The organism is Lysinibacillus sp. LZ02, from assembly GCF_050613145.1.
In the GTDB taxonomy this organism is placed as follows: Bacteria; Bacillota; Bacilli; order Bacillales_A; family Planococcaceae; genus Lysinibacillus_B.
The window spans coordinates 1,935,802-1,949,713 of the sequence record NZ_CP192507.1 but is presented as its reverse complement, the minus strand read 5'-3'; the positions used below and the strand labels follow the sequence as shown (position 1 = coordinate 1,949,713).

At 37.1% G+C, this 13,912-nt stretch carries 12 protein-coding genes; 3 read left to right on the top strand and 9 right to left on the bottom strand.

Annotated elements, in window-relative coordinates; all coding sequences use genetic code 11:
* Positions 1-302: 302 nt before the first annotated feature.
* Positions 303-1,031 carry an N-acetylmuramoyl-L-alanine amidase gene (locus ACQQ2I_RS09525; RefSeq protein ID WP_431030284.1) on the bottom strand — a complete coding sequence of 243 codons (729 nt, stop codon included), beginning with the start codon at positions 1,029-1,031 and terminating at the stop codon, positions 303-305.
* Positions 1,032-1,242: 211 nt separating this feature from the next.
* Positions 1,243-3,414 (bottom strand): bifunctional diguanylate cyclase/phosphodiesterase, encoded by a 2,172-nt coding sequence (locus ACQQ2I_RS09520; RefSeq protein WP_431030283.1) that lies wholly within the window; start codon positions 3,412-3,414, stop codon positions 1,243-1,245.
* 188 nt (positions 3,415-3,602) lie between these two features.
* Between ACQQ2I_RS09520 and ACQQ2I_RS09515 the strand changes: the two genes are divergently transcribed.
* On the top strand, positions 3,603-4,490 hold the full coding sequence (locus ACQQ2I_RS09515; RefSeq protein WP_431030282.1) for an EamA family transporter: 888 nt from the start codon (positions 3,603-3,605) through the stop codon (positions 4,488-4,490).
* Positions 4,491-4,587: 97 nt separating this feature from the next.
* Here the strand turns inward: ACQQ2I_RS09515 and ACQQ2I_RS09510 are convergent, their stop codons facing one another.
* Entirely contained in the window at positions 4,588-5,481 is an 894-nt protein-coding gene (locus ACQQ2I_RS09510) for a DMT family transporter (RefSeq protein ID WP_431030281.1), read from the bottom strand.
* 146 nt (positions 5,482-5,627) lie between these two features.
* Here ACQQ2I_RS09510 and ACQQ2I_RS09505 point away from each other — a divergent pair, with 146 nt between their 5' ends.
* Positions 5,628-6,008, top strand: coding sequence for a hypothetical protein (locus ACQQ2I_RS09505; protein WP_431030280.1), 381 nt, complete (start codon positions 5,628-5,630; stop codon positions 6,006-6,008).
* 465 nt (positions 6,009-6,473) lie between these two features.
* Here ACQQ2I_RS09505 and ACQQ2I_RS09500 read toward each other — a convergent pair whose 3' ends face one another.
* Entirely contained in the window at positions 6,474-7,397 is a 924-nt protein-coding gene (locus ACQQ2I_RS09500) for an alpha/beta hydrolase fold domain-containing protein (protein WP_431030279.1), read from the bottom strand.
* A 180-nt stretch (positions 7,398-7,577) separates the two neighbouring features.
* Complete coding sequence (locus ACQQ2I_RS09495) at positions 7,578-8,660, bottom strand: toxic anion resistance protein (RefSeq protein ID WP_431030486.1); 1,083 nt, start codon at positions 8,658-8,660, stop codon at positions 7,578-7,580.
* Between the two features lie 255 nt (positions 8,661-8,915).
* Here ACQQ2I_RS09495 and ACQQ2I_RS09490 point away from each other — a divergent pair, with 255 nt between their 5' ends.
* Positions 8,916-10,904 (top strand): methyl-accepting chemotaxis protein, encoded by a 1,989-nt coding sequence (locus ACQQ2I_RS09490; protein WP_431030278.1) that lies wholly within the window; start codon positions 8,916-8,918, stop codon positions 10,902-10,904.
* 38 nt (positions 10,905-10,942) lie between these two features.
* Here ACQQ2I_RS09490 and ACQQ2I_RS09485 read toward each other — a convergent pair whose 3' ends face one another.
* The 4 genes from ACQQ2I_RS09485 to ACQQ2I_RS09470 form a co-directional block, all read right to left on the bottom strand.
* Positions 10,943-11,194 carry a hypothetical protein gene (locus ACQQ2I_RS09485; RefSeq protein WP_431030277.1) on the bottom strand — a complete coding sequence of 84 codons (252 nt, stop codon included), beginning with the start codon at positions 11,192-11,194 and terminating at the stop codon, positions 10,943-10,945.
* A gap of 252 nt (positions 11,195-11,446) precedes the next feature.
* The gene (locus ACQQ2I_RS09480; RefSeq protein ID WP_431030276.1) at positions 11,447-12,760 is read right to left on the bottom strand and encodes a hypothetical protein; all 1,314 of its coding nucleotides are present in this window, start codon (positions 12,758-12,760) and stop codon (positions 11,447-11,449) included.
* 88 nt (positions 12,761-12,848) lie between these two features.
* Positions 12,849-13,268, bottom strand: a complete 420-nt coding sequence (locus ACQQ2I_RS09475; RefSeq protein ID WP_431030275.1) for a pyridoxamine 5'-phosphate oxidase family protein — start codon at positions 13,266-13,268, stop codon at positions 12,849-12,851.
* A gap of 15 nt (positions 13,269-13,283) precedes the next feature.
* Positions 13,284-13,700, bottom strand: coding sequence for a pyridoxamine 5'-phosphate oxidase family protein (locus tag ACQQ2I_RS09470; protein ID WP_431030274.1), 417 nt, complete (start codon positions 13,698-13,700; stop codon positions 13,284-13,286).
* Positions 13,701-13,912: the final 212 nt, after the last annotated feature.

Genomic DNA, 13,912 nt, shown 5'->3' with positions numbered 1-13,912 from the left:
TTTCTACCTACAATCCATATACGGATAAGATTTTCATAAAGTTTCAAAAAAACACGTTTTATTGTAATCTCTTGCCAATTTGTTATTTGAAATAATCTTCTTCTAAAAGGGTTAAGACGATTTATAGAAGAATTACTTAATAAATAAAAAAGGCTCTTCATTAAAATATGTGCTTTTAAAGCACTTCCATTTTAATCAAGAACAGATTTTAGTATTGAACCTTATTTATGAAATGAAAAAGACGGTGCAAGCTTCACACCATCTCTATTTTATTAGTTATACTTTTATTTTTATCCCCTCTATTACTCCTCCTCCCCCAACAACACACATAATCCACAAAAATCTATTAGCGTTAAGTTACCTTGCACATGTTTTTCTTGCCATACTGGTAAGAAGGTACCCCTTTTTACTCCTTGCTGTAATAAATGCGCCACTTTCGTGTTGTCATAAAAGATCGCCTCTACACGCTTGTGCAATGCTGGACTGGAGAACATTTGAACAGCCGGCTGGATATATTCAGCAAGTGCGGACGCAATTGAATGGCAGATTGCTTCAAAATGTTTTTCGTATAAGGCAACATCTACCGTAGAATTAACGAAACAAATTTCAAGTAATACAGCTTGTTTTGTTGTGTTATTTAAAAAAGCTAAATCTAATCGTTTTTTCGCACCCCGGTTTACAAAACTAGCTGCTGTAGCAATTGCTTTACTTAAATTGGTCGCCAGTGGCTTAACTGCTTCCTCTTGATACAATACTTCTGTTCCAATAGCGCGTGTTTCAATTCCTTTAATCGCATTAAAATGGACACTTACATCGATTCTTCGGTCTGTTTTATTGTGCGAGCTCACTAAAAATTGTACGTTTTCACGCTGATTTTTGGATTGATTATCGACGATTTTATGGACCTTAATCCCTCGATGTTCAATTAATTTCACAACCCAATCAACCACTTTCCTTGCTTCTGTCACCTCATCGATTAAACCAACCGCTCCCGATCCTACTTTCCAATGACCTGGACTAATCGTAATCATTGCATACCCTCCTTTACTTACTACTATCGAAATTTCTACCAATAATCGGGACAAAGGGGACGTCTGAAAAGACATTTGAGACGACACCTTTGCGACGAGGATGGTGACATTTCAATGTGAACACCACAGGAGCAATATTTTTCAGTAAATATTTACCGAAAAGTGAAGGGGATGTCCCGAAAGTTTTTACTTTCGAGACATCCCCTTAATCTTAATTCTTTACTTTCAACTTAGATAGTTGCTCATCTGCGAATTGCTGTATTTTTGTAAAATCAGTTTCAAGTGCTGTATACGAAATCGGTTTACTAATAAAGTATCCTTGAATTTTATCGCAGTCGCTATGTAGTAAATAGTCTAGTTGCTCAACCGTTTCAATTCCTTCTGCAACGACCTTTAAATTTAAATGCTTTGCCATCGATAAAATCATTCTCACTAATGCTTCATCGTTTGGATTTTCTAAAATATTCCCTATGAAACTACGATCGATTTTTAAGCAATCAATTGGGAAATCTTTTAAATAGGCCAAAGATGAATAGCCTGTCCCAAAATCATCAACAGCAATGGCGACACCTAGTTCTTTCAGCTCTTTTAGTACAGGAATAATTTGCTTTGTATTCATCGTCATACTTTCAGTAATTTCTAGTTGAAGATATTCTGGCTTCAATTTTGTTTTTTGTAATGTTTGCCTTACAAAATTAACAAAATCATCTTGATAAAGTTGCCCCATCGATAAGTTAACCGCTACTTTCATCGGCTGTTTATATTTTTGCTGCCAAGCTACTGTTTCACGACAAGCTCTCTCTAGTACCCATTGGCCAATAGGAACAATTAAACCACTCTCTTCAGCGATTGGAATAAACTCAAACGGTGAAATTAATCCTCTCTTTGGATGACGCCAACGAATAAGTGCTTCTGCCGAGCGAATCTCCCCTGTGCGTAAATTTAATTGTGGTTGATATTCTAAGAAAAGCTCCTCGCGTACAATCGCATTTTTTAAATCATTTTCTAACACAATGCGGTTCGACTGTGCTTTTTGCATGTCAACCGTATAAAAGGCTACGCGCTCCGGCTCTTTTTTCGCTTCATGTGTGGCAAACTTGGCAAATTGCAGTAAATCTTCTTCATGAATCGTATCTGTTGGATACAGTGAAATCCCAATATCAACATTACTATTTAGAGCAAAATGGTCGATAACAAGAGGTTCTTCCATCATCTCTTTTAATTGCTGTGAAAGCTTGTAAATTTTTTGAGAATCATCATGTTTTTCTATAAAAATAGCAAATCGATCTTCCGCTAGCTTGCACAGTACATAATTTGCAGGTAAAAACTTTTGTAATCGCTCTGTAATCATGACAAGCATTTTATCTGTATATTTCGTACCGAGCGAATTTTTGATACTGTAATATCTTCCTACCCCAAAAACAACAAGTGCTTTCTGAGACTCCCCTAGTTTTAAACTTCCAGATAAATATTCCATTAAATACCGTTCATTTGGTAGTTTTGTTATTTCATCGTAATACGCTAGCTGTTTAATCTCTTGCTCTGACTGTTCCAATGATGTATTTGCTTCCATTAATTTATTAAATGGTTGTTCAACCGTTAAATAATAAATCGCTTTAAACAAGAGCAAATACGCTAGAAGTTGGAAAATATGTCCTGTAAAATTATAAATATCGTATACATCCTTATAAGAGACAAACATAATATCGCTACATAATAAGTAAAGCGATGCAGCGATAATCAGTATTGCGCGACGTGGCATAACTTTTAATCGTTTTACTAGTAAAACGATTAAAGCTATTTGTAAAACCAAAGCGGCCATTTGTAAATTGTTTTTTAATGCGGTTGTGCCATTTTCATCAACAAGTACCGGTAATAATTGAGTTGGCATATACACCATAACAATTACGATCAGACTAAAGATGATACTGAGCGCATAAGATTGTACTCGTCTACTATTTGAAACCTCTTTTTCTTCTAATAAAAAGACGATAAGTAATCCTAATGGAAACATTACACGGGGAATAACGTAAAACCATGTAGCTAGATACGGACCACTTTCTTGGATAAAGTAAGGCATTCCTTTATAAGCGATTGCGTGATTCACTTCTAATATCCCCGTCATTAAAAATAATGCACCCATATAAATCGTGCGATTTTTCGGATTATATTTAGAAATTAACCAAATTTGTACAGCAATGGATAACGAGAAAAAACAAATAAATATTTCAATAATTAGGTGAATTGTCACATAATTACGTTCACCAAAAATGCCATATAATGATTCACGGAAAATAATTACTATCGCAGCTACAATATATGTGAGTAAAACATATAAAAACAATGACTTCTGTTCATGCACTATTTGTTTATATGTTTTCAAGGATGTATCCCTCTCTTCAGTAAAATATTTTCAATTTTTTGTATGTATTGTATATTTTCTATACTAACATAAATATACTGCATTTAAATATATTGTTTAAGAATTGTTTAAGAATATTTAACAATTCCTTTCTATTTATCTATAGTTGGGCTACAATCGATATGATATTAATATAGTAAGAGGTTATTATGGCAAAAAATAAATTAGTAGGTTTTACCCTCGTGATTCTAGGGGCCTTTTTCTGGGGAATCGGGGGAACCATGTCACAGCAATTATTCCAAAAGTTTGAGGTCGGGGTCGGTTGGCTCGTGACGATCAGATTATTAATCGGAGGCATTTTACTACTACTCACACAAAGCATATTTAAAGACCGCAAACAAGTCTTTCGTGTTTGGCAAACTGATGCCCTTCGTCTTATCATTTTCGGGCTTGTTGGTATGCTAGCAGTTCAATATACATATTTAGCAAGTATTAATTATGGAAATGCGGCTGTTGCCACTTTATTGCAATATTTAGCACCCGTGATGATTATCGTCTGGTTAGTGCTAACAAAGAAATTCCCGTTTACGAGGAAAGATTTTGTTACAGTAACACTTGCATTATTAGGCTGCTTCTTTTTGTTAACAAACGGTTCTGTTTCTGCATTCGCTGTTCCGATGCCTGCTATTGTATGGGGGCTTTTAGCTGGCGTTACACTCGCTTTTTATACGTTGTATGCGATTCCCCTGTTAAAAAAATACGATTCGCTTGTAATTGTTGGGTGGGCAATGGTTATCGGGGCTGTCGCAATCAATCTAGTGTATCCTGTTTGGGATGTGAATGTATCCACTTGGACAGGCGAGACAATCTTTTATTTAATCATTGTCGTCATCTTTGGAACAATGCTTGCATTTTGGTTTTATATTGAAAGCTTGCAAACACTAACAGCTAAGGAAACGAGTTTACTTGGTAACATCGAGCCATTAACAGCTGTACTTGCAACTGTATTATGGCTTGGCGAACCATTCGGTACATTCCAATGGCTCGGGACAGGATTAATTATTTTAATGATGATCTATTTAGCGGTGCGAAAGTGAAGTACGTAAAATTTCCCGCTGCGCCTCTCAAAATAAAAAGTGTTCAGCTACCTAGATGCTGAACACTTTTTTATAAAAAACGATTAAATTTTCTATCTTATTCCTTCTTGCCAGCAATTGATAAATACGCTACAAACACAAGCATGAGCATGATGCCGACAACTTGCCACATCTGCATGACTGAACCAAGCCAAATTACCGAAATAATCGTTGCAGTTACCGGCTCAAAGCTGGATAACACGCTCGTTTCAATGGCCGTAATATATTTCATACTGCTTAAAAATAACACGAATGCAACGGTGCCAAAAATCACAAGCCCTGAGATCATCCAAATTACTGTTGAATTAGCAAGTAACCCCCACTCATCTGTCGCCCAAATTCTCCCTATTATAGATAGCTCGACTCCACTCAGTAAAAATCCCCACGCGACAACGACTAATACGCCCCACTCTTTCATCAGACGTGCTGGATATAATGTGTAAAATGCATACGTAAAGCCTACTGCAACACCCCATATAAGTGCGGTTTTACTCACCATTAATGAACTGAGTGAGCCATTCGTCAGTAGCAAAAAGAGGCCACACAATGTACCGATAATGCCTATCACTTGTGCTTTCGGTGGCCATTTTTTATGCGCAATCGACACATATAGTATAATAAAAATAGGCGCTAAAAACTGTAATAATGTAGCAACAATCGCATTGCTTTCTTCAATCGTTTTTACAAATGTAAACTGTAGCCCTAGCATGCCGATGATACTAAATATAAGTAACTGGTTACGCCATGCCGTTTGTCTCCAAATAGCAAACACATTTGTACCCTTTACATGTAAAAAGGCTAATAACAATGTGCCTGCAATAATTAATCGAACAGCAAGCATAAACGAAGGGGTTATTTCTGTTGTAGATAATAACCATTCCATGATCGGACCTGTTGCTCCCCAGGATATCGATCCTATAATAATCATTAAAATTCCTTTTAGTCGGTCCATAAAAACACCTCAATATCTCGAACCATTACTCAAATTTCTATACTCGACATAGTCTAGCATCTATTTCAGATAAAATATAGCACCTTTTTGATATAATAGAACATAACCGATGTGCTTTAACTAAAAAACTAAAGTGAGGTGAATATATGTATAGAACGATTGAAGAACGACTACAAGCACTTGAAAAACAAATTGCACGTCAAGATTTTCAAATTCAACTTTTACAAAACTTAGCAGCTAACCATCAAAAATATGCCATATACCAATATGTCATTTCAACCAATATGGACGAACATACCTTTTACTTACTACAGCAATTAACAAAGGATTATGAGGAAAAACTGAACCTTGGAGAGTCCTTTACATTACATGAATTTGTCACTGCTGTTAAAAAGGTCTTATCACGAGAAGGGATCTATTTAACAAACGTTGAACTATCCGATTTTGTACCTAAATGGCTAGGGGGTACACTTGGCAGTATCGGCTTTTCGCTACCGCTCCATGATTATTTTTATGAAAAAGAATGATCCATCTACGTGTATTGATTTCCCTTTTATCATTCACAAGCTTATTGGAATACGTTGATTTCCACTATGGCTAACTCGCCTTCCGCGGGCTCAGCTTTTCCTGCTGGAGTCGAGTCGCCTCCGCTCCCATCAACGAGCAAGCACTTTTTATCAACCATTCCACTAAAAAATCACGCTTACCATCTATCAATATTTATAAAATCAACACATCTGTAATCCACCTAATACTTCAAATCTAATAGCACTTAACCGTTAACGAAGAGGTACGATTGCTAAAAGTGTTACGTACTAATCTTTCTACATTGTTTCTTGTCCGTGTAGCTATAAAAAACCTGACTTTCCCTATCCCCAAAATCAATAATAAAAAAGGCAATTCGAGTCGAAACCGAATTGCCTTTTCTATACTTTTAGGAATGCCCCATAATGTAACAAAAATTATCCATATTTACTAATGCCCATGCTCGATCAATAAACATACGTTTCTAAAAAGCTTACGATTTCTTCAATCGTTCCATCAATTTCTTCTTCAAACACATCATTTTTAGTAAAAAAGCTATGGACAAGTCCAGATGCAATGGACTGTTGGACTACTACACCGGATTGCGCTAATTTTTTGCCATAAAGTAATCCTTCATCACGTAATACATCATTTTCTGCAACTAATAGAAATGTTGGTGGTAAGCCGGCTAACTTTCCATGAAGCGGTGCGATTAGTGGATTTTTAGCGTCTGCTTCTGTTCGAATATAATACTGACCAAACCATTTCATCACATCACGGTCCAGTCCAAAACCCGTTGCATAGGTTTCATATGAGTCACTTTCATAAGATAAATTCGTCACGGGATACAGTAAAATTTGTGCATCAATGCTTAGATGTTGTTCTTTCGCTAACAGTGCCACACAAGTAGCTAAATTGCCTCCCGCGCTATCTCCAGCTACTGCAATAACACCATTTCCTTGTAGTTGTGTTACCTCACTTTTTACCCACGTGAACGCATCATATGCATCATGTAGCGGAATTGGAAATTTAAACTCTGGAGCTAAGCGATACTCCACAGATACGACAATAGATTTTGTCTTCTCTGCAAGTAATGTACAGCTTGCATGACATGTACTTAAGTCGTTTAGTACCCAACCGCCACCGTGATAATAAATAATAATTGGGAAAGGTCCATCCCCTTTTGGTGTATAAATACGGATTGGAATGTTTGCACCGTCTCTTGCTGTAATTGTTCGATCTTCAATCGTAGCTACCGTACCTGTTTTAACAGTAGCTGGTGGCAATGCTGCTCGCAATGCTCTCGCTCTTTGCGGCGTCATTGTCGTTAATGAAGGTAATCGATTAAAATTCGTTAAGTAACGTTTCGCTTTTTCTTTTACATATGTCATACATGTCACAACCTTTACTCATTTTCAATACCTTTAATTCCGATAAATTTAATACACTTTATATTAAAGCAATATGCTTATGAATGCAAATAAAAAATCCTCCTACTACCTGGAGGACGTTGAAAAAATCTATTAAATAACAGGAGCTATCCTACTGATGGGATAGCTCCGTTTTATCTATTACATGCGCTTTAATTTCTCGTACTCTAATTGCAGTTTCTCAATGCGTTTACGTCCTTCTTCACGGTTTCGCATTGTTTCTGCTTGAATCTGTTTTGTTTCTTGAATACCTTGCATAATTGTTTGCCACGTTGTTTCAATCGTTTCCACAGAAATGCTTGGTGCACCTGATTGACGGGCAATATTTACTGAGTTTTGGCGAATATTTTCCGCATTGCGAATGAGCATTTCATTCGTACGCTTGTCTAACTCTGCCATCGAATCTGATACAAGTTTTTGGCGCTGCAATGTCACTGCATGAATCAATCCTTGTTTGAAAATTGGAATGGTCGTGACAAAAGCAGAGTTAATTTTAGCAATTAAGTTATTATTGCCCTGTTGCATCAATCGGATTTGTGGCGCAGATTGGAAGCTGACTTGCTGTGCCATTTCTAAATCATATTTCCGTTGCTCTAACAGTTCCATATTACGACGAACTGTATCAACCTGCATTAATGCTTCTTGGTCGCCTGCATTGCCTCTCGCTTCAATCGTTGGTAAATACGCCTGTAATTGCTCTAGTTTCACATCAATCGCTGCTACATGCTCGCTTAATGAATGGAAATAATTTAAGTTTTCATCATACATTTGCTCTAATTCAATGGTATTACGCTTCATTTCGATTTCATACTTTTGAATTTCCGTATGAACAGCGTCCACTTCTTTACTCATACTATCGTATTTCGCTAAAATACGTTCTAATTGTTCTTTGCTACGATTAAATAAACGTTTTAAAAAGCCGCCCTTTTTTTCCTCTTCCATAAACTCTTTTGGATCAAAGCGGTCCATAATTTTATTCAAGTTATTTAACAGCGTACTTGATTTTTCAAGATTACTTGTCTTAATTGTCGCTAACATACGATCAGAAAATGTAGAAATCCCCTTCGCTGTTTCTTTCCCAAACTCTAGTACAGCAATTTGATTATTTACATCAATTTTGTCAGCTAGCTGTAAAACACGGGGCTCCGTTTTTAGTTTGATTTGTCGTTGTCGAATTTGTGATAATTCCTCATTCGATACTAATTGTGTTGGTGTAGCTTCCATTACTTCCTGTTTTGGTTGTTCTGGTGTTGACGTTCTTGCATCCAAATCGTCAAAGAGTGGATTTTTCATTTCAGTCATTACAATTCCTCCGTTCTACAGTTAAAGGCTTACCCTTACTTTACCATACGAACTTCTCCCCCAAAAGTTTCAATATTTCATACAATCAATTTACAGACAAAAGACCGATTTATCCTTTACTAAAAATCCTAAAGTGTTAGAATAAGTATCGTTATGTTAAAAAAGGGGGCAAGATGGATGAAATTATCCGTCAAATGGAAAATTATAGGTATTGTTATTTTAATTGTCGTGATTGGATTAAGTTCCTTAGCTTCAATTAGTTCCATTATTATTACAAACAAAACAGAAGAAAGCGTTGTCGAACAAAGCAAATCGCTTGTCGACCAACTTTCAAATAACGTCACAACAGCACTTGGTATTTATGAAAAAGTATTGCTTACATATGCGGAATCAGATGAAGTCATTACCTATTTCAAAGAAAATGAAGTGTTATTTGACGAAGCAGACAAAACACTTCGTACAGAGTTCGCGACATTTATGCATCACTACGGGGAAGCTTCAGGCATTTATTTTGCACAGGCAGATCACATTTTATTTGAACCACATTTTGATGGCATTAAAGACGTCGATGCGACTACTCGTAGTTGGTATATCGATAGCATGGCTAATCCATCTGTTGTTACATGGTCCGACCCATATATTGATGCGGCGACAGGTCAATATGCCATCACTGGTTCGAAAGCGGTTTATGCTGGAAACGAACTTATCGGTGTACTAGGGGTCGACATTTTACTAGAAAGCTTAACAAACATGGTATCTGCACTTGAAATAGGTTATGAAGGCTATCCGTTTATATTAGATGACAACGCTATAGCTGTTGCACACCCTACCCTAGCCGGTGCGAGCCTCGCAAACTATGACTTTGTCCAGCAAATGAAAAATACAAACGACACGAATAAATTAGAATCAACAATTGACGGCGAAGATCGAATCATTATTTATCAAAAGATTCCTGACTTAAATTGGACAGTAGGTGCGATTTACACGATTGATCAGTTACAAACGGTCGCGAAAGATATTCAAAAAATTATTTTCATTATTACCATTTTGATTTTAGTCGTCACATTTGTTGTACTGTACTTTTTCATTTCACGTATTATTAAACCGCTTTATACGCTCGGCACATTAATGGAGCGCGTATCAGACGGTGATTTAACCGTACATATTGATGTAAAAAGTCGCGATGAAATCGGTCGCCTCGCACATCATTTTAACGACATGATTCATCATATGAAAAATATTATTCAAGTCGTAAAAAATTCATCTGCTAATGTAGAGGAACGTTCGCATCATTTAAGTGCAATGGCGGAAGAAACAAGCGCATCTGCAATCGAAGTTTCATCCGCGGTCAATGAAATTGCGATCGGTGCATCAGAATCTTCTACCAATGCTGAAGCAGTTACAGACCAATCTACGACATTAGCCGAAAAAATTCACAACATAAACGAACGCTCTCACGCTACCGAGGCTATTACTGCTGAAGCTGGCGAATTAAATGAAGGGGGTCGTGAAAAAATGGGGCTTCTTCTAACAAGCTTTGCACATTCAGAGCAAGAATTACAACAAATGGGTACGGTCATTACTGCATTAGAGCATAAAATTGGCTCCATCGATTCTATTATGAATACGATTAGTGCCATTTCGGCTCAAACAAACTTACTTGCCTTAAACGCATCGATTGAGGCGGCTCGTGCTGGGGAACATGGTAAGGGGTTTGCTGTTGTAGCCAATGAAGTACGAAAGCTAGCTGAACAATCTGCTGACGCAACAGAACAAGTGAAACAGACAATTACACAGCTTCAACAGGAGTCCCAGATTGTCTCTCAGCGTATGAATGATATGCAACAGACATTTAATGAATCGAATAATATTGTTGAAAATACAAGTAACCTATTTACGAATTTAGCAAATTGTATTGATCGTATTAATGAATCGTTTGTAGCCGTTCACCACGAAATAGATGGCGTCAATCGCTACAAAGATGAAGTGCTACAGACTATTGAAAAAATGGCTGCAAATGCCCAAACATCAGCTGCTGCCTGCCAAGAAGTAAGTGCCACTTCAAATGAGCAACTGACAGCGATTCACTCCGTTGCCATTGCTTCGGAACAATTAAACAACTTAAGCAACGAACTCGCTACGGCCGTAAGTCGATTTAAACTATAGTAAAAGGGTGCTTCGCGAAATTGACGAAGCACCCTTATTTATTGATATTGTTGTGATAATTCACGATACCATTGTAAATCCCCCGTTTTAATGGCTACTACTTTTAACTCGTAAATATCTTCTTCTAACAATTGGACTTCCTCGTTTGTCCTTAAATAATCTTCCGGAATCCAATATGATAACTTCGACACTTTTGGTGCTTGAATTAAATATTTTTTTTCTATATTATTTGCCTCTAAAATAAAAGCCGGAGTTTGTCGATATGACACCCATTGTCCTACTTCAAACATCTGTCCATTCCTCCTCATTCTACAACCTCATTATTAACTATTCTCAATTTTTATAAAATATAACAATTTCGCATTATCTATTTTTACCATTATGAGACCACGGCATTTAAAATATACATGTCAATCAAAATAGTTTTCCTTATTAGAAGAACACATCTTTGTGGATACCCATGAAACTTATACTTTCGACTAATAAAAAAATCTCCTAGCGTAATAACTTTTTACGTAGAAGATTTTCATTCTATTATATATTTAACTTTCTTCATCTATTGAAACAAATCCTGTTTCAACATATGTAATCGTACCTGTATAAGCATTAATCGATTCAATATGTCCGCCTGTTGGAGAATGCGGATAATCCACGCTATACATTAAGGTGTATACATTCCTTTCTAAATCTGCTCGCTCTACTGTTAATGCTACATCCACATATTGTTTCGCGGTAGCATTGGCTTCTTCCAGTGTAATCATCGGTTTTGGTAGCGCATTTAATTGCTCATAAGGAATCGTGGAAATCACCATCGATTGTATATGCCCTGTTTCGTTATGCACAACGATTTCCGATGCTTTTTCCGATAAATAAACCCCTTGATGCTCGTATACGAACCGGTACGTTGTGGATTCATTTTCCACTTCGTCTAGACAAAAAGGGGCATATCTGTATACAGAATCGGTATTTGGTGTTCGTTCAAACCTATACTTTTCATACGCTTCCCCTACTGCATACTTTAACGCCTGACAAGCACGAATTAACGGTTGCTCTACTACACATTGTGCCACTTCTTCCTCAACAATAATGTCCCAGTAACCCTCTGCCTCCTGTTCCGTGTATTCCACATTGCCCTGTCTCCCACCAAGCAGTAATATTTCAAGCGGCTCATCTATATGTACTTCCGGCAATACATCATAGCCAAATCCTATCATTTCAGGCCATTCGCTCATCTTTTTTACGTGTCCGTCTACCCCTACACCATACACATCGTATGCTGGTACATACACATAATGCCAAGCATTTTCCATATGAATCGCTAACTGCATGAGTGGTTGCTGTAACAAAATAGCTTTTGCTTCCTCAGGAGAAATCATCGTTTCTGGATATTGTACGGTATAATGTTCATGCATAAATGTTGCACTTGCTAACGTCCCGTCACGTTTAATCGATAACTGAAGACCTGAATTCGGCAAAGCGAGTCGATAGCGCGGCTCCACTTCTTCAAATATAGCTAAATAATTCGCATCAAAGTCCACAATTACGTCGAGCTTTAAATCACGATCATCCAGCGCTTCCTTTATACGCCAAGCGATTGTCGAAATTTCTTTCTTCTCTATTTCAAATAGCGCATGATTGGGACGCACAATGGCATCCATCATGGCACTGTTTGTTAACGGTACACCTTGCTCCATTAAAGCATCCACATTATAAAAATCAATGCGCTGAAGCAGTCCTTCTTCCATATGTATTTCTCCGACTAATTCGCCGCTAATGTCATAAATAAATTGAATCTCATCTTGCTGGACAATTCGAGCAAGTTGCTGATCAACAAAGGGTTGTAACTTTTCTAGCATCTTCTCACTCCTTTCTTCCTAGCATAACACGAGAACGGCTTTTCTTAATATAAAAGGCGATCTCCCCCGATGGAAGATCGCCTCTCAATTAAGATAACGGAAACGTTAATTCTTGAGGTGGTTGTCCTTGTTTATTCATTAACCGAATGCAAGTAGGCTCAATTTCTAGTGTAATCATATCATGTGCATCATCGTTCATTACTCCACGCAGGAAATTAGTGACTTTCAATTTTAATTCATCATCGATAAAGTCTGTCACTTTCCCTTCAATTTCGAGATAAGGAGCATCTGCATCTGATTCTGTGTAGCCAAACAAAATATGGGTATGCGGGTTATTTTCGAGGTCCAATACTTTTGAAGAATCATCTTCTGTCATCGTATAAAGCTTAAATCCTCTATTGGTAAAAGTCATGTAACGTGCATAAGGCTTATCGCCTTTTACTGTAACCATGGATCCGATTTTTTTGCTATCTAAAATATCTAATATTTGCTCTTGTAAATTGTCCATCCGCCTCATCCCTTCTTAATGGAAGTTGATTTCCTCTCGGTTATCTCCCTTTTTATTCATAAATCGAAGACGCTCTGGCTCAATCTTTAATAACACGAGAGATGACGCATCGTTTAAATAATCACCTTTGTAATTTGATAAAATGCGCTCTTTCATCTCATCGATATTCGATTCTGATACTTTCCCTTCAATTTCTAAAAAGGTCTCTCCTAGCTCTTCATGTTCATACCCGTATAAAATATGGGTATGAGGGTTCTTTTTCAGCTCGTCTAATTTCTCAGAATCTTTTGGGGTCACCGTGTATAAAGTAAACCCATCATGTGCAAATGTCATATAGCGCGAATCTGGTTTACCATTTGACACAGTGGCCATGACACCAATGGAATGCTTTGATAAGATGTCTAATGCTTGATTTTGTAACGAATTATCCAACAATCCTCTCTCCTTTCACTTTATCATCTATGTATAAAATACCCTTATACGATGTAATTAAACAAAAGGATGCAGAAAATCATTTTTTATTACGAAAGGGAGCAAGAAGCTAGTGCTAGTGCTTACGCTAATCACTAACTTGCCTATTCACAAATAAAACGCTAGCGATGACAATGTCGCTAGCGTTTTTGTATAGTTTTTATAGTTAAACT